This window comes from Novosphingopyxis iocasae, from assembly GCF_014334095.1.
GTDB classification, from domain to species: Bacteria; Pseudomonadota; Alphaproteobacteria; order Sphingomonadales; family Sphingomonadaceae; genus Novosphingopyxis; species Novosphingopyxis iocasae.
In genome coordinates this window covers 1,213,659-1,238,822 of sequence record NZ_CP060495.1, presented here as the reverse complement: position 1 = coordinate 1,238,822, position 25,164 = coordinate 1,213,659, and the positions used below count along the sequence as shown (strand labels likewise).

Annotated in this window: 21 protein-coding genes; 12 read left to right on the top strand and 9 right to left on the bottom strand. The window is 62.0% G+C overall.

The features are described from left to right. Positions 1-6 precede the first annotated feature (6 nt). Positions 7-564 carry a dTDP-4-dehydrorhamnose 3,5-epimerase gene (gene rfbC / locus H7X45_RS05935; protein ID WP_246449739.1) on the bottom strand — a complete coding sequence of 186 codons (558 nt, stop codon included), beginning with the start codon at positions 562-564 and terminating at the stop codon, positions 7-9. Next, positions 561-1,442, bottom strand: coding sequence for a glucose-1-phosphate thymidylyltransferase RfbA (gene rfbA, locus H7X45_RS05930; RefSeq protein WP_187336589.1), 882 nt, complete (start codon positions 1,440-1,442; stop codon positions 561-563). The genes rfbC and rfbA overlap by 4 nt, the downstream gene beginning before the upstream one ends. A gap of 187 nt (positions 1,443-1,629) precedes the next feature. Between rfbA and H7X45_RS05925 the strand changes: the two genes are divergently transcribed. Beyond that, complete coding sequence (locus tag H7X45_RS05925; protein ID WP_187336588.1) at positions 1,630-3,048, top strand: sodium-dependent transporter; 1,419 nt, start codon at positions 1,630-1,632, stop codon at positions 3,046-3,048. 25 nt (positions 3,049-3,073) lie between these two features. On the opposite strand, the gene H7X45_RS05920 is transcribed toward H7X45_RS05925, so the two are convergent. Then, positions 3,074-4,363 carry a multidrug effflux MFS transporter gene (locus H7X45_RS05920; protein WP_246449736.1) on the bottom strand — a complete coding sequence of 430 codons (1,290 nt, stop codon included), beginning with the start codon at positions 4,361-4,363 and terminating at the stop codon, positions 3,074-3,076. 91 nt (positions 4,364-4,454) lie between these two features. Between H7X45_RS05920 and dinB the strand changes: the two genes are divergently transcribed. Continuing rightward, entirely contained in the window at positions 4,455-5,552 is a 1,098-nt protein-coding gene (gene dinB, locus H7X45_RS05915) for a DNA polymerase IV (protein ID WP_187336587.1), read from the top strand. 16 nt (positions 5,553-5,568) lie between these two features. On the opposite strand, the gene H7X45_RS05910 is transcribed toward dinB, so the two are convergent. Together H7X45_RS05910 and H7X45_RS05905 are read right to left on the bottom strand one after the other, a co-directional pair. Continuing rightward, positions 5,569-6,150, bottom strand: a complete 582-nt coding sequence (locus H7X45_RS05910) for a fasciclin domain-containing protein (protein ID WP_187336586.1) — start codon at positions 6,148-6,150, stop codon at positions 5,569-5,571. 17 nt (positions 6,151-6,167) lie between these two features. Continuing rightward, positions 6,168-7,256, bottom strand: a complete 1,089-nt coding sequence (locus tag H7X45_RS05905; protein ID WP_214645520.1) for a hypothetical protein — start codon at positions 7,254-7,256, stop codon at positions 6,168-6,170. 333 nt (positions 7,257-7,589) lie between these two features. Between H7X45_RS05905 and H7X45_RS05900 the strand changes: the two genes are divergently transcribed. Then, on the top strand, positions 7,590-8,396 hold the full coding sequence (locus tag H7X45_RS05900; protein WP_214645519.1) for a BON domain-containing protein: 807 nt from the start codon (positions 7,590-7,592) through the stop codon (positions 8,394-8,396). A gap of 68 nt (positions 8,397-8,464) precedes the next feature. Here H7X45_RS05900 and gyrB read toward each other — a convergent pair whose 3' ends face one another. Beyond that, a complete protein-coding gene (gene gyrB, locus H7X45_RS05895; RefSeq protein ID WP_187336584.1) occupies positions 8,465-11,038 on the bottom strand; it encodes a DNA topoisomerase (ATP-hydrolyzing) subunit B in 2,574 nt (857 codons plus the stop codon). Positions 11,039-11,143: 105 nt separating this feature from the next. On the opposite strand from gyrB, the gene H7X45_RS05890 reads away from it, so the two are divergent. Together H7X45_RS05890 and H7X45_RS05885 are read left to right on the top strand one after the other, a co-directional pair. Beyond that, on the top strand, positions 11,144-12,577 hold the full coding sequence (locus H7X45_RS05890; RefSeq protein ID WP_187336583.1) for a M20/M25/M40 family metallo-hydrolase: 1,434 nt from the start codon (positions 11,144-11,146) through the stop codon (positions 12,575-12,577). Positions 12,578-12,584: 7 nt separating this feature from the next. Further along, entirely contained in the window at positions 12,585-14,174 is a 1,590-nt protein-coding gene (locus tag H7X45_RS05885) for a class I adenylate-forming enzyme family protein (RefSeq protein ID WP_187336582.1), read from the top strand. Between the two features lie 4 nt (positions 14,175-14,178). Here H7X45_RS05885 and H7X45_RS05880 read toward each other — a convergent pair whose 3' ends face one another. Together H7X45_RS05880 and H7X45_RS05875 are read right to left on the bottom strand one after the other, a co-directional pair. Next, positions 14,179-16,740, bottom strand: coding sequence for an HWE histidine kinase domain-containing protein (locus H7X45_RS05880; protein WP_187336581.1), 2,562 nt, complete (start codon positions 16,738-16,740; stop codon positions 14,179-14,181). Beyond that, positions 16,737-17,282 carry a biliverdin-producing heme oxygenase gene (locus H7X45_RS05875; protein WP_214645518.1) on the bottom strand — a complete coding sequence of 182 codons (546 nt, stop codon included), beginning with the start codon at positions 17,280-17,282 and terminating at the stop codon, positions 16,737-16,739. Before H7X45_RS05875 ends, H7X45_RS05880 begins: the two co-directional genes overlap by 4 nt. 122 nt (positions 17,283-17,404) lie before the next feature. Here H7X45_RS05875 and guaA point away from each other — a divergent pair, with 122 nt between their 5' ends. From guaA to H7X45_RS05840, 7 genes are all read left to right on the top strand, one after another. After that, positions 17,405-18,964 (top strand): glutamine-hydrolyzing GMP synthase, encoded by a 1,560-nt coding sequence (guaA, locus tag H7X45_RS05870; RefSeq protein WP_187336579.1) that lies wholly within the window; start codon positions 17,405-17,407, stop codon positions 18,962-18,964. An 80-nt stretch (positions 18,965-19,044) separates the two neighbouring features. Further along, positions 19,045-19,755, top strand: a complete 711-nt coding sequence (locus H7X45_RS05865) for an endonuclease III domain-containing protein (RefSeq protein WP_187336578.1) — start codon at positions 19,045-19,047, stop codon at positions 19,753-19,755. A 70-nt stretch (positions 19,756-19,825) separates the two neighbouring features. Then, on the top strand, positions 19,826-20,494 hold the full coding sequence (locus tag H7X45_RS05860; protein WP_214645517.1) for an endonuclease III domain-containing protein: 669 nt from the start codon (positions 19,826-19,828) through the stop codon (positions 20,492-20,494). A 566-nt stretch (positions 20,495-21,060) separates the two neighbouring features. Continuing rightward, positions 21,061-21,408 (top strand): ArsC family reductase, encoded by a 348-nt coding sequence (locus H7X45_RS05855; RefSeq protein ID WP_187336576.1) that lies wholly within the window; start codon positions 21,061-21,063, stop codon positions 21,406-21,408. A gap of 205 nt (positions 21,409-21,613) precedes the next feature. Continuing rightward, a complete protein-coding gene (locus tag H7X45_RS05850) occupies positions 21,614-22,477 on the top strand; it encodes a DMT family transporter (RefSeq protein WP_187336575.1) in 864 nt (287 codons plus the stop codon). Between the two features lie 59 nt (positions 22,478-22,536). Continuing rightward, on the top strand, positions 22,537-22,818 hold the full coding sequence (locus H7X45_RS05845; RefSeq protein ID WP_187336574.1) for a DUF427 domain-containing protein: 282 nt from the start codon (positions 22,537-22,539) through the stop codon (positions 22,816-22,818). Between the two features lie 71 nt (positions 22,819-22,889). Beyond that, complete coding sequence (locus H7X45_RS05840) at positions 22,890-23,915, top strand: glycerophosphodiester phosphodiesterase (protein WP_187337004.1); 1,026 nt, start codon at positions 22,890-22,892, stop codon at positions 23,913-23,915. Position 23,916: 1 nt separating this feature from the next. Here the strand turns inward: H7X45_RS05840 and H7X45_RS05835 are convergent, their stop codons facing one another. Beyond that, the gene (locus H7X45_RS05835; RefSeq protein WP_187336573.1) at positions 23,917-25,053 is read right to left on the bottom strand and encodes an endonuclease/exonuclease/phosphatase family protein; all 1,137 of its coding nucleotides are present in this window, start codon (positions 25,051-25,053) and stop codon (positions 23,917-23,919) included. Positions 25,054-25,164 lie beyond the last annotated feature (111 nt).

The window sequence follows — 25,164 nt, the reverse complement described above, 5'->3', positions numbered from 1 at the left end:
ATAAATTCAGAAAAGTTCGTCCGGGCCAAGGTCGCCAATGCGGGGGGCGTCGGCGTCCTTGCCGGAAAGCACGGCGTCATCGATCGAAGGCCAGTCGATCCCAATAGCGGAATCGTTCCATAGGATCGAGCGCTCGCTCTGGGGAGCGTAAGCGGCATCAACCTTGTACTGCACCAGGACATCGTCGGTCAGCGTCATGAACGCATGGCCAAAGCCTGCCGGTACGAAGAGTTGATTGCCTTTGTCGGCAGAAAGCTCGCAGCCGTCCCACTGACCGAAGCGCGGGGAATCGCGCCGAAGGTCCACCGCGATGTCGAAGATCTTGCCGCTCAGTACCCGGACCAGCTTGGCCTGCGCAAAAGGCGGCAGCTGGTAGTGAATTCCGCGCACCGTCCCACGCTTGGCGGACAAGCTCTCATTTTCCTGCATCCATTCGCAGGCGATACCATTCTGGGCGTAGGTATCCTGATTGAATACCACGCTGAAGTAGCCGCGATGATCGCCGAAGCGATCGGGAGTTATCTCAATTACCTCTGGCAGGGAAAGCGAGCGAAAATCGGTCACAGCGCCATCTCCGTGCATTTTCGCAGATAGTCGGCATAGCCGGTCTTCCCGAGACCGTCTGCGCGGTCCAGCAATTCCTGCTTGCCAAGCCATCCGGCATTGAAGGCGATTTCTTCCAGGCAGGCGATCTTGGCGCCGGTGCGGTGTTCGATCGTGCGCACGAAGGCGCCGGCGTCATAAAGACTGTCATGCGTGCCGGTGTCGAGCCAGGCGTAGCCGCGGCCCAGGAGCGTGACGTCCAGTTCCCCCTTTTCCAGATAGTGACGGTTGACGTCGGTGATTTCCAGCTCGCCGCGTGCGGAGGGTTTTATGGATCGCGCGATGTCCACCACCTGCTCGTCATAGAAGTACAAGCCTGTGACCGCATAGTTCGATTTGGGGTTTTCCGGCTTTTCGGCGATGTCGTTCGCCTGCTTGGTTTCCGGATCGAACGCGACGACGCCGTAACGCTGCGGATCGTCCACGCGATAGGCAAATACGTTCGCGCCGCCCTTGGAGGCGGAGGCGGCCGCATCGGCGCAGCGGCGACCGAGTTCATAGCCGTGGAAAATATTGTCGCCCAGGATCAGGGCGCTCGTGTGCCCGTCCACGAAGTCGGCCCCAATGATGAACGCTTCAGCGAGGCCGTTTGGATGAGCCTGCTCGGCGTAGGAGAACTCAACACCGAAGTTTGAACCGTCGCCCAGCAGGGCCTTGAACATCGGCAGGTCCCGCGGCGTGGAGATGATCAGAATTTCACGAATGCCCGCCAGCATCAGCGTGGAAATCGGATAGAAGATCATCGGCTTGTCATAGACCGGTAGCAACTGCTTCGACACGGAAAGCGTGGCCGGATAGAGGCGCGTCCCGCTGCCTCCTGCCAGTACGATACCTCGCATTATGAATTCTCCAGTGCGGTGACGAACGGAACGTTCGATTATGATGCGGCCCTACCCTCGGGGCACCGGACTTAGCAACCATTTGCCGCCTGCGACTGCCGGCGGCGTAGGGAGGGGAATTTGTATTCTGGCGTTCAGGCCCCTAAGCCTTCAGTGAGATAAAAAATGCGAGCGAGGGGTATAAAATATGGCGGCAGCGGCCGGTAAGCAGACGACCGAGGGCTGGTCCTCACGCTGGGGGTTTATCCTGGCGGCAACGGGATCGGCGGTCGGGCTGGGCAATCTCTGGCGGTTTCCGTCGGAGGCTGGCACCAATGGCGGCGGCGCTTTCGTCATTTTCTACATTTTTTGCGTGGTGCTGATCGGTCTTCCGGTGCTGCTGTCGGAAACGCTGATCGGGCGGCACGGCAAGGCGGACGCGATCGAGAGTACCAAGACGGTGGCGCGCGATAGCGGTGCTTCGACTGCCTGGTCTGCGCTGGCGGGCATCGGCATGCTGGGCGCGTTCCTGATCCTTACTTTCTACAGCGTCATCGCGGGTTGGGTGATCTATTATATCGGCCTGTTCGCGGGCGATGTCGCCACCAGCATCGGCAATGGCGCATTGCTGGGCGGCGCTTTTCAGGGGGAGAGCCTGGAGCAGGTGCAGGGCTATCTGCCGGCGCTTTTCGCCGACAACGGAATGATGATCGGCCTGCACGCGCTCTTCATGGCGGTGACCGTTTTCGTCATCGCACGGGGTGTGGGCGGCGGAATCGAGAAGATCGCGGTCTATCTTATGCCGACCTTCTTCATCCTGCTGATCGGTATCACGCTCTACAGCCTTGCGACGGGCGCGGCGGGAGAGGCCTTTGCCTTTTTGTTCGCTTTTGATCCGTCGCGGCTCCTGCATGGCAATGTCATGCTGTCCGCGCTTGGCCAGGCGTTCTTCTCACTCTCGCTGGGTTCGGCGATGATGATAACCTATGGTGCCTATGCGGACCGCAAGACGAACCTTGCATCCACGTCCGCAATCATTGCCGCGGCGGACACGTCGGTTGCCATCATCGCGGGGCTGGCGATCTTCCCGATTGTCTTCGCCGCAGGCCTGGCATCGGATAGTGGCCCGACGCTGATGTTCCAGGTGCTGCCGGCCAGCTTCCAGACCATGCCGGCGGGATCGTTCATCGGGCTGCTGTTCTTCGTCATGGTGCTGTTTGCCGCGCTGACCAGCTCGGTCGCACTCCTCGAAGCGCCTACGGCATGGGTGATGAAGCGCCTGGGCCTGCCACGGGCGGTGACCGCCATCGGCCTCGGCATCCTTGCCTTTGCGATCGGTATCCTGTCGGCGATGTCGTTCAACTCACTGGAAAACTGGCATCCGCTGAACTTCAGCATTTTCGAAGGCCAGAACTTCTTCTCGATCGTCGATATCTTTACAGGCAAGATCCTGCTGCCGCTGTCGGCCTTCCTGGTTTCCGTTTTCGTTGGTTGGATCGCGGACAAGCGCCTGACCGATGATGAAAACGGCATCAGCGGCGGGCTGCACCTGACGTGGCGCTTCCTGATCGCTTGGCTCTGCCCGATCGCGGTGGGCGCGATCCTGGTGTTCGGCTTGATAAGCTGACGGTGCCCGCTCCCTATGGGGCGGGTCAGACCATCACTTGCTTGGCCGTGCGCGGGCGGGTGAACAGCTTTCCTTTTTCGGACCACAGGAGCAGCAGCAGCGCGCAGCTGCCGCAGATCAGGAACCCGCTGACGAGGGGCACCACCGTGCCGTCATAGGCCTGGCCGATGATGACGCCGAGGCCGGCGGCGCACAGCATGCGCATGCAATTCTGGAAGCTCGACGCGGCGCCCGCCATATTGCCGAACGGCTCCATCGCGATCGAGGAGAAGTTCGCGCCGATAAAGCCGCACATGCTCATGGTGAGCGCGTGGAGGATCAGGAAGGCGGTGAGCGATTCGCCGTTCCACGCGCTGATGAGGTGGATTGCGGACAACGCGATGAAGGCGATCAGCGCGCTATGGCTCACTCGCCGCGCGCCGAAGCGCATGACGATGCGGCTGTTGAAGAAGCTAGCCAATGCCATCGCGCCTGCGACGCCCGCAAACGCATAGGGAAAGACATCTTCCGCGCCGAAGGTGGTGAAGAATATCTGCTGCGCGCTGTTGATGAAGCCGAACAGCGCACCGAAGGCGATGCCGGAGCCGAACATATAGCCCAGCGCCTGGCGGTGGGTGATCACCTTGCCCCACACGTCCACGATGGCGGAGGGTTTGATGGGAATGATATGCTCGGGCTTCAGCGTTTCGGGAAGGCGCATAAACACCCAAGTCGCCACCGCCGCGCCCATCAGCGCCAAGAGCACGAAGATCATATGCCATTCGCTGAAGGCCAGGATCGCGGAACCCAGGCTCGGCGCGATGACGGGCACGCCCATGAACACGATGAAAACGAAGCTCATCAACTGCGCCATGGCATCGCCCGAATAGCGGTCTCGCACAATCGATCCGACCAGCACGGAGAACGCACCGGCCGCGATGCCCTGCGCCAGACGCAAACCGACGAGCATGGCGAAGCTAGCGCTGAAGATCGAAAGGATCGACAGGAAGGTGTAGGTGGCAACCGCGCCCAGCAGAACGGGGCGGCGGCCGAACCGATCGCTGAGCGGCCCGTAAAACACGGCGCCGGCACCGGTGCCGATCAAATAGGCGCTGACAATCCACTGCCGCAGATTCGGGTCGGTCAGCCCGAAATCGTCCGAGATATGTCCAAGCGCTGGCAGCATAGCGTCGATCGCCAGCGCGTTCATCGCCATCAGCGATGCCATCATCGCGACGAATTCCTTTGGGCCGAGCGCGAATTGCTTCACGCCGCGGGAGAGGGCGGCTTCATTTTGCATCGCAGCAATATGAGGCGCGGCGGTGTGAATTGCCATGGCCAAAAGGGACAAGCCCTATTGCGCGCGCGGTAAGCCGGGCGAAGCCGTGTAAAAAGGCCAGCATAACGCTATATCGCTTGGCGATCCCATGTCCGACGCGCCGCCCCTTCGAAAGATCATCCATGTCGATATGGACGCGTTTTTCGCGAGTGTGGAGCAGCGCGATCATCCCGAATTGCGCGGAAAGCCGGTGGCCGTGGGCGGATCGTCGCGGCGCGGGGTGGTGGCGGCGGCAAGTTACGAGGCGCGCGTCTTCGGCGTGCGCTCCGCCATGCCGTCCGTCACTGCGGCGCGGCGCTGCCCGGACCTGATCTTCGTGAAATCGCGGTTCGATGTGTACCGCGAGGTGTCCGGCCAGATTCGGGCGATCTTCCAGCGTTTCACCGACGCCATCGAGCCGCTGTCGCTAGACGAAGCCTATCTGGATGTGACGCAGGACAAGCAGGGCATCGGATCGGCAGTGAAGATTGCCAAGGCCATCCGCGCGGCAATCCGCGAAGAGACCGGCCTCACCGCAAGCGCGGGGGTCAGCTACAACAAGTTCATCGCCAAACTGGCGAGCGACCAGAACAAGCCCGACGGCCTGTGCGTCATCCTGCCCGAGCAGGGCCCGGAATTCGTCGCCTCGCTGCCGGTGAAGCGCTTTCACGGCGTCGGTCCGAAAACCAACGAGAAGATGGCGCGGCTCGGGATCCAGACGGGTGCGGACCTGCGTGAAAAGGATGTGGCCTGGCTGACGGCACATTTCGGGAGTTGGGGGGAGGGGCTTTTCCGCATGGCGCGCGGGATCGATCATCGTCCCGTTCGGTCCAGCCGTATTCGCAAGTCTCTTGGCGGAGAACGAACCTATGGCGAGGATAAATGGAGCGAGGGCGATCTGCGCGAGGCGCTGGACGGGATCGTGGAGATTGTCTGGGACCGTATAGCCGAACGGCAAGTCAGGGGGCGCACGGTGACGCTGAAGGTGAAATTCGCCGATTTCCGTCAGATCACCCGTGCGCGCTCGATCGAGCATGCGGTTGCATCGCGGGAGGAATTTTCAGCCATCGGCCATAGCCTGCTCACCGACATATTGCCGGTGGAAAATGGCGTGCGACTGCTCGGTCTAACCCTGGGATCCCTGGAGCGCGACGAGCAGGAGGCGAAGGCCGCCACACCGGTGCAGCAAGCCTTCGCCTTCGACTGATCGATCAGCTTGCCCCTCAGGAAGAGGGCGCGCCGGAACCGTCCGGCTGGATCAGGCGGTCGATCGTATAAATAACGCCGTTGCCGGCCACGATTGGCTCGCCGGTGACCATCGCGGCCTGATCGCCGCTGCCAATGCCGATCCGGTTGCCTTGCTGGGTAAATTCAAGGTTAGATCCCGCGACACTGGCAATCTCAACCGTGCCGTCCCCGCTCTTGATCGCGTTGACCAGATCTTCCTGGGCGAGAACGCCGGGCGCGATGTGGTAGCGTAAGAGTGCGATCAATTCAGGTCTTCCCGCATCGCTTTTCAGACGGTCGAGCTGCTCGCCATTAACCGCCTGGAGCGCCTCGTTCGACGGCAGGAACAGCGTATAGGGGGCAGGGCCTTCCAGCGCCGCCTCCAGCCCCGCCTGTTTGATCAATCCTGCCGCCGTCGAAAGATCGCCCGCATCGCCGAGGGTTTCGACCAGATCGGCCTGATCAGCTTTCTCTGCCGCACTGCTCGTTTTCGAGGTATCGTCCGCAGATTGCCCGCAAGCAGAAAGGCTGAACAGCAGCGCGGCCCCGGCGAGCGCCGTCATCTTGGAAATCGTCATAGAAATGTCCCCTGTTTTCAGGTCAGCAACTGAATAACCGACTGGATTAAGCGGGTTTTCGGATCGACCTGATAGACGTAGCCATCGCTGTAACGATACATGGCATCGGGGCGATCATAATAGCGATCGCGATACTGGTAGGGCACGTTATAAACGTCATAGCCCGCCGGCATAGGCTGGCCAACAGCGAAGTTGTTGCCGGTCAAAAGCGCCGCGATCGTGCTGATCGTATCGTTTTGCGGGTTCACCCCGAACAATGTGTCATCGGCATAGCGATAAGTGTAGTTCGGATTATTGCGGCCGTAATAGTCGCTGTAATAGGTCGGGGCGGCCTGCGAACCATATTGCTGCGGCCAGGTTTGTCCTTGGAACAGCGCACCGCCGACGAGTGGCAGGAAAGCCGTGACCAGCGAATTGTTGTTGTTCATTCGATAGGCGTAACCGTCCGAATAAACGAAATTGGAATCGCGGAAGCGCGGTTCGAGGCCAAGATAGCTCAGCAGCGAGCCGCGATCGTCGCGATAATAAGCCTGGCGCTGATCGTAGAGCTTGCGCGCCTGGCCCGGCGGCAGGCAGCCATTGTTCTTTTTCGCAAGGCCCGGAGGACACCCGTTGATCAGACCGTAATCGGCCTGTCGCCGGTCCCCGAAGCGCAGACGGCCATCCTCATAGAAATCATAGCGATCGCGCGGGCGGACGACATCGTTGCCGCGTAAGGTTACGTCCCGGCGCGCCTCGTCGATATTACCGCGAATGTCACGGCGCGCTTGCTGCACGCGGCGCGAAACGCCGTTTTCGATATCCCGCTGCGCACCGCGCACCTGTTCACGAATGTCGTTACGATTGGCAGGCCCACGATCGGCCTTGCCATTTCCCTTACCCGGATTGCCGATTTGCTTGGCGATCCGTTCCGGGCCGGAGGGGCCGCGATCCATCTTCGGGCCTTTGCCGTTAGCCTGGCCATTTCCATGATCGGGTTTGCCGGCATGGGCAGGGCCTTGGCCCTGATGACCATTGCCATTCCCGTTGCCCTTGCCTTGAGCCAAAGCGGGGCCTGCCATGACGATGGCAATGGAAGCGGCAGCATACATGAAGTTACGCATCATGATTCTCCTTGTTCTGGATGCGCAATGGTCGCTTGATTGCAAAGGTTCCCGATCGTGGAGGTAGAAACTTGGCGCAATCGGCGCACCGCTAATCGTTTTCCCGGGGTCTACCCCACAGCAAGAGCCATGATGCCGGTCTTAAAGAACGGCCGATTTGTTGACGTATAACCAGCGTCTTAGTTCACACTCGCGGTCTTGGAGCGCTCGCCCACTCACGAATCTGACCGTCACAAGCAGCGGAACGAACGGCCCCGATCAACATTTTTACTTGCAGTAGCGCGAGTGCCGACAAGTCTTTCCAGACACGCGCGCGAGTAGAGAGGACATGAGATCATGGCACGTGATTACGACAATTCTGCGTTTCGCACCGGAGCCGCTGGTGGCCGCAGCGAACAAAGCTTCGGCAGTTTTACCAATCGCATGGAGCGGGACCGCGGCTACGACGGGCGGCAAAGCCCCGAGAATGCATCCTATGGTCCGGGCGCAACGGCCTTTGACGAGCGCTATGTGCAGCGATCGAGAGGTGGAGGCGCCTATTCAGGTCGCGACCAGCGCGCACTTGGTGACACTTATGCGCCGCTGGACGATGATCGCCACACCGGCGGTTTCGGCAATCAAACGGGCTTTTATGTGGAGCGGGGCGGTGAGGATGAGGAACGCCGCTACCGCGATAGCGATCGCGGCTGGATGGAGCGTGCCGGTGACGAAGTGGCCAGCTGGTTTGGTGACGAGGAGGCCGCTGCGCGGCGCGATCTCGACCATCGCGGGCGCGGGCCAAAAGGCTATGTTCGCTCCGATGACAAGATGCTGGAGGATGTCAGCGAACGCATGTTCCATGATCCCAGGCTCGATGCATCGAACATCGAACTCAGCGTTACAGACGGCGAAGTGACCATGGACGGCACCGTTGACAGCAGGCAGGCCAAACGCCGCGCCGAAGATCTCGCCGACAGCGTAGCGGGTATCGGCCATGTGCAGAACAACTTGCGGGTCGATGACAGCATGAACCGCAATTTCGCAGGCGATCAGCGCTATGGCTACACCGCCGGCGCCACCCCGCGATCGGCTGTGCGCAGTTCACCCGAAGCGGACGTCAGCCCGATGGGGGACGAGCAGGACTATTCCAATAAAGCGAGCTGATAAGCCGCAAAGTTCGCGCAACGCGAGGGAAGGGAGAGCAGCAATGCTCTCCCTTTTCCTTTGGCGGATCAGACGTCGAGGTTGGCCACGTCCAGCGCGTTGTCCTGAATGAACTCGCGGCGCGGTTCGACAACGTCGCCCATCAGCTTGGTGAAGATCTCGTCGGCGACGTCGGCCTGTTCGATCTCGACCTGCAGGAGGGCGCGATTTTCCGGATCGAGTGTGGTTTCCCAAAGCTGTTCGGCGTTCATTTCACCGAGGCCCTTGTAGCGCTGAACCGCCAGGCCCTTCTTGCCGCTGGCGAGCACCGCGTCGAGCAGTTCGCTCGGCCGGGTGATGCGCGTTCCCGCGGCGCCGCCTTCGTCCGCACGATCGATAAGACGGCCCGGCGGGTTTTCCTGACCCTCGCTTTCCTCGGCGAGCGGATCATCGGCTTCGGCCAGTTCGGCCTCCTGCTCGGCGGCCTTCTGACTCATCAGGCGGCTGGCAGTAGCGTAGCTGTCCTTCTCCTCGGTCGCGAGCTTGTGGAGCTTGCGCGCCTCGGCGGAGACGAGGAACCCAGCATCGACGCGGTGATGGTCGGTCACGCCGCGCCACAGGCGTTCGAAGCGATAACCGCCCTCCTCGCCGACATGGGCGGACCAGCGGCCTTCTTCATCGGCGGCGTCCATCCAGCGCGCGGCCTCCGCGGCGGCGGCCTGACGCTGATCGGGCGTGAGATCGGGGGACAATGCGCCCGCCAGAGCCAGCGCCTCGATGATCGCGGGATCGTAGCGGCGCGGGATATAGGCCATCAGGCTGCGCATGCGGCGCGCATGTTCGACGAGCGTGCGGAGGTCCTCGCCCGCGCGTTGTCCGCCCTCGGTTTCCATCACCATCGAATTCAGGCCGGCATCGATCAGATAAGCGTCGAGCGCGTTGTTGTCCTTGAGATACACCTCGCTCTTGCCACGCCCGACTTTGTAGAGCGGCGGCTGCGCGATGTAGAGATGCCCGCGCTCGATGATCTCAGGCATCTGGCGGTAGAAGAAGGTGAGCAGCAGCGTACGGATGTGCGCGCCGTCCACGTCGGCGTCCGTCATGATGACGATCTTGTGGTAGCGCAGCTTCTCGACGTTGAAGTCCTCGCGCCCGATGCCGGTGCCCATTGCCTGGATCAGCGTGCCGACTTCCTTGGAAGACAGCATCCGATCGAACCGGGCGCGCTCGACGTTCAGGATCTTGCCCTTCAGCGGCAGGATAGCCTGGTAGTGCCGGTCGCGGCCCTGCTTGGCGGAGCCGCCGGCGCTGTCACCCTCGACCAGGAAGAGTTCGGATTTCGCGGGGTCGCGCTCCTGACAATCGGCCAGCTTGCCGGGCAGGGAGGCGATATCCATCACGCCCTTGCGCCTGGTCAGCTCGCGCGCGCGGCGGGCAGCCTCGCGCGCCGCGGCGGCGTCGACGATCTTCTGAATCACCGAAGCGGCATATTGCGGATTTTCCTCCAGCCATTCGCTCATCCGGTCCGCCATCAGGCTTTCCAGCGGCTGGCGAACTTCGCTGCTGACCAGCTTGTCCTTGGTCTGCGAACCGAACTTCGGATCGGGCAGCTTCACGGAAACGATGGCGGTCAGGCCTTCGCGCATATCGTCTCCGGTCAGCTTCACCTTTTCCTTCTTCATCAGCCCGGAACGCTCGGCATAATTGTTGAGCGTGCGGGTCAGCGCGGCGCGGAAGGCGGCGAGATGCGTGCCGCCATCGCGCTGCGGGATATTGTTGGTGAATGTGAGGACATTCTCATAATAGCTGTCGTTCCATTCCAGCGCGACATCGATGCCGATGCCGTCCCGTTCGGAACTGATCGCGATCGGATCGGGCAGGAGCGCCGTCTTGTTCCGGTCCAGATATTTGACGAAAGCCGCGATGCCACCCTCGTAGAACATTTCCTTCTCGACCGGGTCTTCGTGACGGCAATCGCGGATCACGATGCGCACGCCAGAATTGAGGAAAGCAAGCTCGCGGTAGCGGTGCTCCAGCTTGTCGAAATCGAACTCGTTCACATTCTTGAACGTGTCGGTGGACGGCAGGAAGGTGACGCGGGTGCCGCTATAGGGTTCTCCGCCGCGATCCGGCGCGGGCCCGCGATCTTCCAGCGGGGCGACCGAATTGCCATGTTCGAAGCGCATCCAATGTTCGCGCCCGTCGCGCCAGATGGTGAGCTCCAGCCATTCGGACAGTGCGTTCACCACGGACACGCCCACGCCGTGCAGACCGCCCGACACCTTGTACGCGTTGTCGTCGCTCGTATTCTCGAACTTCCCGCCCGCGTGCAGCTGGGTCATGATGACCTCGGCGGCGGAAACGCCTTCGCCCTTGTGCATATCGACCGGAATGCCGCGGCCATTGTCCTCGACCGATACGGAACCGTCCGGGTTCAGCTCGATCAGCACCTTGTCGCAATGACCGGCCAGTGCCTCATCGATCGCATTATCTGACACTTCGAACACCATATGGTGCAGACCGGAGCCATCGTCGGTATCGCCGATATACATGCCGGGGCGCTTGCGCACGGCGTCCAGCCCTTTCAGGACCTTGATGCTGTCTGCGCCATAGGCGTTGGAATTCGGGCCCGAAGGCGCGGGGTTTTCAGGAACTTCACTCATGAAAGGGATATAGGCGGAAATTCACCGCTTTGGAAGGCGAACCCCCCTTCCATCCACAGCTAATCAATGCTCCTATCCTCTCCTGCTAGCAGGGAGTCTCCAGTCATGAAATCCTCGTTCCTCATCGCCGCCTCGGCCATCGCCGCCATCATGACCGCTGGAGCGCCCGTTTCGGCGCAGGTCGCCACGGGCCAGATGGGTGCGCTTACGCCCGATCAGCAGCAGTTTTTCGGGCTGTACAAGGAGTTGATCGAGACCAACACGACCCAGTCGAGCGGCAGCTGCACGCAGGCGGCGCAGCAGATTGCGGACCGGCTGACCGCGGCGGGCATGGCGCCGCAGAACGTCACCGTCTTCACCGTGCCCGAACATCCCGTGGATGGCGGCGTGGTCGCGATCTATCCGGGCACCTCATCGACGGAAGAGCCGATGCTGCTCCTCGGCCATATCGATGTGGTGGAAGCCAAGCGTTCGGATTGGGAGCGCGATCCGTTCAAACTGGTGGAAGAGAACGGATATTATTATGCGCGCGGCGCGGTGGACGACAAAGCGATGTCGGCAATCTGGGCCGATACGCTCGTGCGGTTCGCCGAAGCGGGGTACAAGCCGAAGCGCACCGTGAAGATGGCACTCACTTGCGGGGAAGAGACCGATACCGCGTTCAATGGGGCGCAATATCTGGCGAACGAGAAGCGCGATTGGATCGATGCAGCGTTCGCGCTGAACGAAGGCGGGGGCGGGCGCACGGACGGCAAGGGCCATCTGATGGTTCAGACCATCCAGGTCGGCGAAAAAATCTATCAGGATTACAAGCTGGTAGCGACCAACCCCGGCGGACACAGCTCTCAGCCGGTGCCCGATAATGCGATCTACGAGATGGCGGGCGCGCTGGAGCGGATCGGCGCCTATGATTTCCCGGCGGAGTTCAACGATACGACCCGCGCGTTCTTCCAGAAAAGCGCCGCCATGCGGAAGGATGAAACCGGCGCCGCGATGAAGGCGCTGGTGAACGACCTTGGCGACGAGGACGCGATGGCGATCGTCAACAAGGACAAGGCGCTGCACTCCATGCTGCGTACCACCTGCGTCGCGACGACCATCGAGGGCGGCCATGCGGTGAACGCCCTGCCGCAGCGCGTCGAGGTGAATGTGAACTGTCGCATCTTCCCCGGCCACACGCCGGAGGAGGTGAAGGAGCAGCTCGCGAAGCTGGTGGACGATCCGAACATCACCATCACCCTGGCGCGCGAGGATAAACCGCTCGCCAAATCGCCGCCGCTCGATCCGGCGCTGATCGGGCCGATGGAAACCCTCGCCGCGAAATATTTCCCCGGCGTGCCGGTGCTGCCCAGCATGTCGACCGGGGCGACCGACGGACTGTACATGTCCGCGGTCGGCATACCGACTTACGGGGTGCCGAGCGTGTGGGGGGATCCGGATGGAAACGGCGTGCACGGCCTCAACGAACGCGTCGAGGTGAAGGCGCTCTATACCGCGCGCGACTATCTCTACGATCTCGTCAAAACCCTGGCAGGATGAGCCTATCATGAGCAATGCGAGCGAAGCCGCTATTCCCGAACCGATCGCCCGGAAGCTGGATGCCGAATTCGGCTCCTGGCCCGGCGTGCTTGCCGATTGGGCGGCAGCGAACCCGGATGGGGATATGCTGATCGACGAAACCAAACGCCTCGGCTGGGGAGAGGGCTGGGCGCTGGTCGAGCGGATCGCGGCGTCACTCCAGCGCGATGGTCTCGTGCGCGGGCAGGCGGTGGCGATCCTCGCTACCAGCGGGGTCGACTATGCTTTGGTCTATCTTGCCGCGATGCGCGCGGGCGGGTGCGCGGCTCCGCTGACGACCTCTGCAGCGCCGAAGCAACTTGCAGCGATGATGGCTGACAGCGGTGCAGCACATCTGTTCGTCGAGCGCGCGAAATGGACGGAGCTGCAGGAAAGCGGCGTGGAACTGCCTTCGCTCACCGTCGTCATGCTGGATGAAGGCGAGGGGGATTCGCCCGCGCTCACCGACTGGATGGCGGAAGAAGGCGCGATCGCCGAACCGGTTTCGCCCCATGTCGGCGATCCGTTCAACATCATCTATTCCAGCGGCACGACCGGCGCGCCTAAGGGCATTGTCCACGCGCATCTCATGCGCTGGCGACAGGCAGCGGGCGGCTTCAAATCGATCTACGGCCCCGAAAGCCGCACGCTCTGTTCCACGCCGCTTTATTCAAACACCACACTGGCAGTGTTTCTACCGACGCTGCTGTGGGGCGGCTGCGCCTATATCATGGGCAAGTTCGATGCCGCGCGCTGGGGCGAAATTGCCGAGGCGGAGCGCATCACGCATACCATGCTAGTGCCGGTCCAATATCAGCGGCTGATGGCGCAGCCCGGGTTCGACGAACACGATCTGTCGTCGCTGCAGTTCAAATTCTGCACCAGCGCACCTTTTTCCGCGGATCTGAAGGCGCAGGTGCTACGCCGTATGCCGGGCGCGCTGACGGAGATCTACGGCCTCACCGAAGGCGGCGTGGTGTGCATGCTGCACGCGCATAAATTTCCGGACAAGCTCCACACCGTCGGCCAGCCGCTGCCCAACCATCAGCTGATCGTGATCGATGAAGAGGGCAATCGTCTGGGCGCGGGCGAGAAGGGCGAAATGGTCGGCCGGTCGCCCACGATGATGAGCGGTTATCGCAACCGGCCGGACGCTACCAGCGCGATGGAATGGCGCGACGAGGCGGGCGAGCTGTGGCTGCGTACCGGCGATATCGGCGTCATCGACGAAGACGGGTTCGTCCAGATTGTAGGCCGCGCCAAGGACATGATCATCTCCGGCGGGTTCAACATCTACCCGGCCGATCTGGAAGATGCGCTGATGGCGGTGGACGAGGTGGCCGACGCTGCGGTGGTGGGCATGCCGTCCGAAAAATGGGGCGAGACGCCGGTCGGTTTTGTGACGCTAAAGTCCGGAAGTAAGCGCGACGGCGCCGCAATTCGCGATCAGGTCAATGCCGGGCTTGGCAAGACGCAGCGCCTGTCGGAGGTGCATGTTCTGGAGGAACTACCGCGCAGCCATATCGGCAAGGTGCTGAAGACCGAGCTGCGTGCCATGATTCCGGAGCTCGCGGGCTAAGAGATCAGTCGGTGGCGGGCTCGTCCAGCTTGGCGAGCGCGCGTTCCACATCTTCGCGACGATAAGGCTTGGCGACCACCGGCGTACCGGGGAAGCGTTCCAGGATTGCGCTGTTTTCGCCATAGCCGGTCGTGAAGATGAACGGCTTGCCGATCTCGGTCAGCCGCTGCGCGACCGGCGCGCTGTTCTCATTACCAAGATTGATGTCGAGAAGGGCGATATCGAAGTCGTCATTGTTCAAGCGCCGCAAGGCTTCGCCCACGCCGCCGACCACATCAATTTCGCGCGCGCCGAGCGCCTTCAGCATCTCTTCGGCATCCAGCGCGATGATGAGATTGTCCTCGACGATCAGGGCACGGCCCAGATCGCGCATCTCTTTCTTTGTCGCCTCGGGGACGGATCGTTCGTCTTCGGCGGCGGGTTGATCTTCGATCCGCTGGATGCAGTTGGCCGGAAGCACATAGTCCGCGCGAAGCCCTGTGAGTTCGAAGCGGATATCGGCCTCGCCGCCAAGCTCATAGGGTATGGAGCGTTCGATGATCGTCGATCCGAAGCCGCGCCGGCTGGGGGCTTTCACCACCGGGCCACCACTCTCACGCCATTGCAGATCGAGCGAATGGTCCTCTCGCTCGGCAATATCGATCGCGATCGTGCCGCTGCTGTCCGACAGAGCGCCATATTTCACACAGTTGGTCAGCAGTTCGTGGATCACGAGCGCGATGGCGGTGAACGCTTCGGGCTTTAAATAAGCGTCCGGACCGCTAACCTTGACGCGGTCCACCGAATTTTCGGCATAAGCCTGGCATTCGTTTCGGATCAGTTCTTTCAGCGATGCCGGTGCCCAATGTTCGCGGGTGATCTGATCATGCGCGCGTGCCAAAGCGTGGATGCGGCTACCAACCACTTCGGCGAAGTCCTCGACGCTGCCCGATCCGGTATTGCTCTGCTGCACAAGGCCGCGAATGAGGTTCAGGATGTTGCGCACGCGGTGGTTAAGTTCCGCGATCAACAGTTCCTGCTTTTCGCTGCTGCGCGCGCGTTCCTGCGCGTTCTGATCGGCTATGCGTAGAATCAGCTCCACCAGCGTGGTGCGGAACGCTTCGGCAGCCCGCAGCTGAGCATCGCTCCACGATATGGATTCGCCGCGCACTTCCTCGGTCCACGCCTCGAAACTTTTGCGCGGCGTCAGGCGGTCCCCGAACCGGCTGTTCTCCACCGCTTTCTTGGGATTGCCCGCCCAGCTGACCTGCTTGGCCACTTCCTTCCGGAAGAGCACCACGAAGTCGCGCGGTGTACGCGAAAGCGGGATCGACAGGAGCCCGGCAGCCTCGGCCGCGTAATCGGCCGCAGGCTCGTGTTCCGCGGCGATCGATTTCGTCGCGTAGACGCGCATTTGCGACTTTTCCTCGAGCAGCGGCAAAAGCTCGCGAAATTGATCTTCGCTCGGCGTGGCACCACGCGCATGGAAACGCTTGTTGATCCAGCCGACCGCGCCGTCATGTGGCACGATGTCGGCCATATTCTCGATGATGGTATCCAACTGGGAGGCAAGATCGTCGCCATCGGCCAGACGCGGCATGAGCTTGTCGCGCATCGCATCGGCACGGATCATCTCATCCCGCAGCAAGTCCGCTTCAAGCTGGTCCAGCACGAAGGCGAACAGCTCGCCGAACAGCTCGGCAGCGGTCCGCACCGAATAGGACAGGACATGCGCCGTCGAATGATGGCAGGCGAACAGCCCCCACAGCTTGCCGCGCTTCATGATCGAAACGGACATGGACGCACCAACGCCCATATTCTGCAGATATTCGACATGGATCGGCGAAACGGCGCGAAGCGTGCTCATGGAGAGATCGAGCGGTTCGTTCTCCGAGTCCTGGGTTCGGATCGCCACGGTGGGATCGTCCACATCGGCGATGATGCGCAGAAGATTACGCTGGTAAAGCTCGCGTGCCTGCTTCGGAATATCGCTGGCGGGGAAGCGCAGCGACAGGAAGCCGTCCATATTGCTTTTGACGCTTTCGGCGAAAACCTGCCCGCTGCCGTCTTCGCCGAAGCGATAGACCATCACCCGGTCGAACCCGGTCAGCGCGCGCAGCTGCCGCGCGCCCTCATTGCAGATGCCTTCCAGATCATCATGCGTGCGCACCCGCGCGATCATCGGGCGCACATAGCTTTGAAAATCACGGCCTTCCGTTCCGGCGGGTTCGAACTCCATCACGAAGTGGTCGCCGGACTGATGCAGGGCTGCATCGAACAGGCGGCCATCTTCGAACAGATCTATGCCAAACAGCCGCTCTACCATGTCGGAGAGGGAGAGCGATTGCAGGCGGGACCGGATGTCATGGACCGCGCTGTCGCTAAGAAGCTCGGTCACGGGATTGCCGATCATCGTTTCGGCGGAAACGCCCAGCATTTCTTCGCAATTTTCGGAGGCGTAACGCACCATCCATTGACGCCCGACTGCGATCAGACAGCCGAAGCTCTGCACGCGCCCCGGGATGTGAATGGGCTCCCGGTCGCAGTTGGTGAGATCAACCTGTTCGTGGCGGCGATCGACGGTCATTCCGGCAGGGTGTCCCGGCTGTGGCGAAGCGCCTCCTCGAAGGCGGCGAAGGTGGCGGCGGCGCTGCTCATGATCACGGCACGCTCTTTCTCGTCCGAATCGAGGCGGCCCAGCTGCTCGACAAGCGCGCGCCAGCTTGGCTCATGCGTACGGTCGGACAAATAATGATCAGAACGCGATCCATGGGTGTCGTGCTTTGCCCAATATTCCCCGCGTTGCAACAGGCGGTTGCCAAGGCGCGAGCCCAGTAGAACATAGGCGATGCCCATAGGATGCTGCTCGCCCTCCAGCGTGGATGGCTGCCAATCGTCCTCCGGCAGATCGAGCGCAGCGGCGTCCGCTTCCAGCAAGGGCGTAAGTTGTATCGCAGGAAGGTTCTCGGCTCCGTTCAATTGTCGTTCCGCAGCGCGTGCAGCCAGGCGATGGGCCTGAATGAAACGTCGGTAATCGCTGCGTTTCTCAAGATCGAGCGCGCCGAATGCGGCATCAACATTCTCATGAAGGGGCGCCGTCTCGCGGCGTAAGTCGAAGCGCATCGTCACTAATTAGGAACAAGCCGAACGCGAAACAATTGCTCTATGTTTGTATCGACTTTGTATTGCGGCAGACCGTCCGCGGCGGCAGCGACTGGACTAAAGCGGGCAAGCCTCATATCGCGCGGGCCATGACCGCTACCCAATCCGAATCCATCCTCATCGTCGATTTCGGCAGCCAGGTGACGCAGCTGATCGCGCGCCGCGTGCGCGAGGCCGGCGTCTATTCTGAAATCGCGCCGTTCAGCGCCGCCGAAGAGGCATTCGAGCGGATGAAGCCGTCGGGCATCATCCTGTCCGGCAGCCCCGCGTCGGTTCCCGCCGAGGGCAGTCCGCGCGCGCCGCAGGTGCTGTTCGACAGCGGCCTGCCGATCCTCGGCATCTGCTACGGCCAGCAGGTGATGAGCGATCAGCTGGGCGGGCGCGTGGAGCCGGGCGATAGCGGCGAATTCGGCCGCGCCTTCATCACCGTGTCCGAACCCTGCGTGCTTTTCGAAGGCTTGTGGGAAGTCGGCGAACGCCATCAGGTGTGGATGAGCCACGGCGACAAGGTGACCGAGTTCGCACCGGGCTTCCGCATCGTCGCCACCACCGAGGGCGCGCCCTTCGCGCTGATCGCAGATGACGAGCGGCGTTATTACGGCACGCAGTTTCATCCCGAGGTGGTGCACACGCCGGACGGTGCAAAGCTGATCGGCAATTTCGTGCGCCATGTCTGCGGCTGCGCGGGCGACTGGACGATGGCCGAGTTCCGCGACACCAAGATCGCCGAAATTCGCGAGCAGGTGGGCGAGGGCAAAGTGATCTGCGGCCTCTCCGGCGGCGTCGACAGCGCGGTGGCCGCCGTGCTGATTCATGAAGCGATCGGCGATCAGCTGACCTGTGTATTCGTGGACCATGGTCTGTTGCGTTCGCAGGAGCGCGAGCAGGTCGAGACGTTGTTCCGCGACAGCTACAACATTCCGCTCGTCGTGGTGGATGCCGAGGCGATGTTCCTCGAAGGGCTGGCGGGCGAGAACGATCCCGAAAAGAAGCGCAAGTTCATCGGCAAGACCTTCATCGACGTGTTCGAGGCGGAGGCGAAGACAATCGGCGGCGCGGATTTCCTGGCGCAGGGCACGCTCTATCCGGACGTGATCGAATCGGTGTCCTTCACCGGCGGTCCCTCGGTGACGATCAAAAGCCACCACAATGTCGGCGGCCTGCCCGAGCGGATGAACATGAAGCTGGTCGAACCCTTGCGTGAACTGTTCAAGGACGAGGTGCGCGATCTTGGCCGCGAACTCGGCCTGCCGGACGCGTTTGTCGGGCGCCATCCGTTCCCGGGCCCGGGCCTTGCCATCCGTATTCCCGGCGAGGTGACCAAGGAGCGGTGCGATATCCTGCGCAAGGCGGACGCGATCTATCTAGATGAAATCCGCAAAGCCGGGCTGTATGATGCGATCTGGCAAGCCTTCGCCGTGCTGCTGCCTGTGAAAACAGTCGGCGTGATGGGCGACGGGCGCACTTATGACAATGTCTGCGCACTGCGCGCCGTGACCAGCACCGACGGCATGACCGCGGACGTCTACCCCTTCGACAGCGCTTTCCTCAGCAGCGTCGCAACGCGCATCGTGAACGAGGTGAAGGGCATCAACCGCGTAGTCTACGACTATACGTCGAAGCCGCCCGGCACGATCGAATGGGAGTGAACCGTGATACGAACTCGTCCGGGGGATGATTTCGACCGGTTCATTTGGCGCCGCAAGGTGCCGCGGAGGGTTAGCCTGAGATGCAGCTGTCTCTCGTGGGCGATCCGCGCACGGATGTCCTCCGCCGCCTCCACGCCGCGCTGATCGCGCGCTTCGGGCGGATCGAGCGGCAGCATGAAAAGCGCGAAGATCCGGTCTGGACGCTGGTGCAGGGCGTCATCGGCGCGCGCAGCAAGACCGCAATCTCCAACGCGGCGACCGATCGACTCCTTCAGCGCTTCGGCACATGGGAAGCGGTGGCCACGGCGCATGTCGAGACTCTGACCGACGAATTGCGGACGCAGACCTTTCCGGCGCAGTCCGCGGAGCGATTGAAGGCATGCCTTCAGGCGATCATGGCGGAACGAGGCGAGGTGGATTTGCGGCATCTGTCCAACCTGCCGACCGAAGACGCGATGGCGTGGCTGGAACGGCTTCCCGGCGTCGCGCGCAAGATCAGCGCCGGAATCATGAACACATCACGTTTCCAGCGCCGCGCGATCGTGATCGACAGCCATCACCGCCGCATCATGCAGCGCATGGGCTTGGTCCCGCTCAAGGCCGATACGACGCGCGCTTATGATGCGTTGATGCCGATCCTGCCGGACGAGTGGTCCGCAGCCGATATCGACGAGCATCATCTGCTGGTGAAAAAACTTGGCCAGACGCTCTGCCGCCCGTCCGAAATGCTGTGCGCCGACTGTCCGGCGCGTCCGGACTGCGCGACGGGGCGGGCATCCCCAGGGCACTGAGCTGCCTGCGAGGGGGCAGGTGCTACGAAACTCCCGCTCGCGCGTTCGCCAGGGTATGGAAGACGCAAAATTGCTTTCCCCCGCCGATGTTGAAACCGTCTTCGAGCGGCTGCGCGATGTCATGCCGGGCCGCACCAAGGATGCGAAGGGGCCGAAGGAACAGCCCGATCCGTTCCGCAGTTGCATCTCCTGCATGCTCTCCGCTCAGTCGCTCGATCGGAACACCGCACAGGCAAGCAAGGCGCTGTTCGCGCTCGCCGCTACGCCGCAGGCGATGTTGGAACTGGACGACGAGACCGTCGCCGCCGCGATCAAGCCCGCCGGACTCTATAATATGAAGGCGCGCAACATCCGCAAATTCTGCGAGACGCTGATCGGCGAACATGGCGGCGTGGTGCCGGACACGCGCGAAGGCCTGCTGAAAATGCCCGGTATCGGCCGCAAATGCGCGGACATCGTCATGAGCTTTACCTTCGACGCGGACGTGATCGCGGTCGATACGCACGTTCACCGCGTCTGCAACCGCATCGGACTGACGCACGCGAAGACCGCGGACAAAACCGCTGAGCAATTGGAAGACCGCGCACCCGATTGGGCGCATCGCGACGGCCATTTCTGGCTGATCCAGTTCGGCAAACGCATCTGCGTATCGCGCAGCCCCAAATGCGATATCTGCCCTGTATCAGACCTTTGCCTCTGGTACGCCGTGCACCGAAGCGGAGAGAAGGAGCAGGCATGACGCTAACGATTTACGGTAACCCGATTTCAAGCAGGTTTTTTAATGTGAGAAGGCGGATGTTCGACGCAGACGCCTGGACGTTGCCCCGCGCAATCATACTCGGCATGATCCGGGGATGAAGGCATATCGACCCTCTTTAATTGTTGTCGCTCTCTGCCTTGCCGCGACCGGTTGCAATCAACCTCCGGAGACATATGCATCAAGCTGTTCGAAGCCACTTCCCCATTGGGGTCGAGAGAAAGATGGCGTCGGGCATCTACGTATGGTGCAACCGGTTTATGTTGGTTCCGATGGGTCGGTACTGTGGAATAATGTGGTCATCTCCGACACGACTCTTCGTCGTTACATGGCGAAGATGAGTAACATGACACCAGAGCCGCAAGCTATTCTCGATGTTGCGCCTAGTGCGTCGTGCGAGCGCGTTCGGGCTGTCCGGCTAATCATGGATGCTTCTTCACTATGTAAAGGGCCGCATTCGCTTTGTAGTGAGGGATGGAACTGGCGGCAGTGGCCCGAATTGGGCGGGCCGTAATGTCTCATTTGAGCCAAGAGACGGAAGGATCCCCATGACGGTAACCATGTTTGGTATAGGTAACTGCGACACGATCAAGAAGGCGCGCAAATGGCTGGAGGCGCGGGGCGTGGAGTATGAATTTCACGACTATAAGAAAGCCGGGATCGACGAGGCGCGGTTGAACCGTTGGATCGGCGAGGTGGGGCATGAGGTGCTGCTGAACCGTCGCGGCACGACCTGGCGTAGGCTCTCCGATGAGGACAAGGCCGATATTGACGATGCCAAGGCGGCGCGGCTGATGGCGGCGCATCCCTCGATGATCAAACGCCCGGTAATCGAAGGCGCGGGCGATCTGATCGTGGGGTTCGACGAGGCCGCCTATGCGGAGCGGATGGGTTAGCCTTTCTGCCGGGCGTTCTGCGCGTTGCGGGCCGAATCGATGAAGCCGAACCTGTCCTACGAACCCGCCTCTGGGCTATGACTTGCGCGATGGATGCCCGCCGATCCTCCCGTCAAGATGCTTCGGACATGATAGTCGCCAGCGGAGGAGAAAACAGGGGGGGACGTATGCGGACCATCGCGACTTTCCAGATGAACGTCGGCGCATGATGGCCCCGAATCTCCTCGCCATCGCGCTCGGCCTGTTTTCCGCGATCACGCTCGCGGCGGCCAATTACAGCGTGAAGGCAGGCAGCGATATTCTGGCCAGCCGCGCGATCCTGCAGGGCAGCGCGTCGCTGCTGATGGTGCCGGTGGTGCTGTTCGTGGTGCCGCCGCCGAGCCCGGCCGTCTGGGGTGCGCTGGCGATCACGGTGCCGGTGCATTTTCTCTACCAGCTCGCCCTGATTTCGGCGCTGTCGCGCGGCGATCTCAGCCTCGTTTTCCCGATCATGCGCGGCGGCGCACCGATGCTGACGGGGATCAGCGCGTTCCTGCTGCTGGGCGAGACGCTGCCGCCAATCGAGATTGCGGGGCTGCTGGTCGCCACTCTTGCCGTGCTCCTGTTCGCCTGGCCGCCCAAGGGGGTGAGGATCGCAGCGCATCCGGATCGACGCGCGCTGGGGTTCGCAGCGCTGACGGCGGTGGGCATCGCGCTCTACAATGTCACCGATGCGCGCGGCGCGCGGCTGGCGGCAGAGCCGTTCACCTTCATCGCCTGGCTGTTCGTGTTTGATTGTGTGGGCATTCTCTGCCTTGCCGCCGTCCGGCGCCGAGGGCAGTGGCGCGAAGCGATCCGCCTGCGCTGGCGCTATGGTGTGGCCGGCGGGGCGCTGTCGATCCTGAGCTATGGCGCGGCGCTTTATGCGTTCACCTTGATGGAAACAGCCAAGGTCTCCGCGCTGCGCGAGACATCGGTGTTGTTCGGCGCGTTGATGGGCGCGATGCTGCTGAAGGAAGGGTTCGGCGCGCGCCGGATCGTCGCTGCGGCGGTGCTCGTTATCGGCCTCGCGCTCATGCAATTGGGATGACGCCGGAGCGGATGCGCCGCGGCGGCGTTGGCTGGTCGGATCGATCGAAGGAGTAGACAATGAAAGCGATGTGGAAGGGCCAGGTTTTGGCCGAAAGCGACGATATCGTGACCGTTGAGGGCAATGCCTATTTTCCGGCCGCGAGCATCAATGAGCGCTATTTCGAAGATAGCGACACCACCAGCGTCTGCCCGTGGAAGGGCACCGCCTCTTACAAGTCGATCACGGTCGACGGCGAAACCAACAAGGATGCCGCCTGGTATTATCTCGACCCGAAGGAGGCCGCTTCGGAGATCGCAGGGCGCTACGCATTCTGGAAAGGCGTAGAGGTGAGCGCTTGAAATGGCAGGGAGTACTCTTGGTGGCGCTGGGCGCGCTATCGCTCGGCAGCTGCGCGACGGTGGAGCCTGTGATGTCGGCTAAACCCGCAGCAATGACCGACTTCGCCATTATCGCGCATCGCGGGGCGAGCGGGGACCGGCCCGAACATACGCTTGCCGCGTACAAGCTGGCGATCGATCAGGGCGCGGACTTTATCGAGCCCGATCTGGTGTTGACCAAGGACGGCGTCCTGGTTGCGCGCCATGAGAACGAGATTTCTGGGACGACCGATGTGGCGGATCATCCCGAATTTGCGGACCGGCGCACCACCAGGACGATCGATGGCGTCGAGACCACTGGCTGGTTCACCGAGGACTTCACGTTGGCCGAACTGAAGACGCTGCGCGCCAAGGAGCGGCTGCCCGAACTGCGGCCCGCCAATACCCGCTATGACGGTCAGTTCGAGATCCCGACCTTCGACGAGATCATCGCCCTCGCGAAGAGCGAAGGCGCGCGGGTGGGCCGCACCGTCGGCGTGTATCCGGAAACCAAGCATTCGGGCTATTTCGCCTCGATCGGTCTGCCGCATCAGGCCCCGCTTCTGGAGGCGCTGGCTAAGGCGGGTTGGAACGCGGCGGATGCACCCGTGTTCGTGCAAAGCTTCGAGGTTGGCAATCTGAAGGCGTTGAACGCGGCAAGCGATGTGCGGCTCGTGCAGCTGGTAGAGGAAGACGGCGGTCCCGCCGATCTGCCCGATATCAGCTATGCCAATATGCTGACCGAGGGCGGCGTCGCGGCGATCGCCTCTTACGCCGATGCCATCGGCCCGCAGAAGTCGCTGGTGATCCCGATCGGCGAGAACGGCCAGCTCGATGAGCCGACCGACCTGGTCGAATGGGCGCATCGGGCGGGTCTACTGGTGCATCCCTGGACCTTTCGGGCCGAGAATGCCTTTCTGCCCGGCAACCTGCGGCGCGGCGACCGGCTGGACCAGCGCGGCGATCTGGCGGGTGAAATCCAGGCTTTCATCGCCGCCGGGATCGACGGGCTGTTTTCCGATCAGCCGGGGCTGGCCGTCCAGGCCCTGGAAGGAGCCGAGCGACCGGACAAGGAATAGCTTACTCCTCCCGGTTGCGCTTTTCCCTCTCGCCGTCGGTGCTTCCGGTCACCTCCTCACGCGCTTCGGTGCGGATGCCCTTTTCGATAATCTCGTTGGCTTCCTTCAGATCTTCGCCTTCGATCGCCTCGGGTTCTTCGTTCACCCGTTCGCCGACGGCAGGTGCCAGGCACATCTGGGCGATGATCGGCAGATGGTCGGAGCCTACTTTGCCGAGCACTTCCAGCCGGTCGATCGAGAACTCCTCGGTGAAGTAAATCTGGTCGAGCGGCCAGCGAAAGGCGGGCAGGCTGGCGGGGAAGGTGGCGTAGAAGCCGCGGCCGATCCGCGGATCGAGATAGGTGCCCACCCGCTTGAAAAGCTCCGATGTGTCCGACCAGGCGACGTCGTTGAAATCGCCCATGGCCAGCACCGGCAGGCCCGCCTTGGCGGCGATGCGCGCGCCCACCGCGATCTCGGCATCGCGCTCCTGCGTGTCCGTGCCCACCTGCGGAGGACGCGGGTGAAGGCCGATATAGCCGAAGCGGCGTCCTGCCGGCGTACGCAGCCGCGCGAAGATGGACGGAATATCGTTCTCGATCAGCCGGTGCACGGTCAGTTCGTCGGTCGGCAGCCGCGTCATGAAGACCAGGCCGTAGGTGTTGTCGATCGGCACGTTGCGAACATGGGGGTAACGCGTGCTCACCGGTTTCAGCGCATCGACCCAGCCCTGATCCGTCTCCAGCAGCAGCACCATGTCGGGATCGTAGCGCCGGATGAGATCGAGCGATCGGCCATATTGCCGGTTGTGCTGCAGCACATTCAACGAAAGAACGGAGAAACATTGGTCGGCCGGGACCTGCGCCCCGGCTTCGATAAACTGCACCTCCGGTTTGGCGATCAGGGTGTAGCGATGGATGCGATAACCCTGCCATAAAGTGACCGCGAGCAATGTTCCCGCGATCACCCAGCGTCGTTTGCCGCGCAGCGTGAAGCCGCTCACCAGAAACAGCAGCCCGGCGATGGTGAAGATCGCGAGTCGAGGATAGTCCCAGAGGCGGATCCACCAGTCGTTGAAATTGGTAAAGCTGGCGATGGTGACGAGCGCCAGAAATACTGTTGCGATGACCAGGAGGCCGAAGGCGATTTTGCGAAACATGCCGGGTCTCCGGGAACGCGAAGGTTAGGGGTGCCCAAAAACCGTGGGCCGGTGCGTCGTTGCGCAGTCGATCCGGAAAGGCAACCCTGCCGCTTGCCGCCGCCGGGTTGC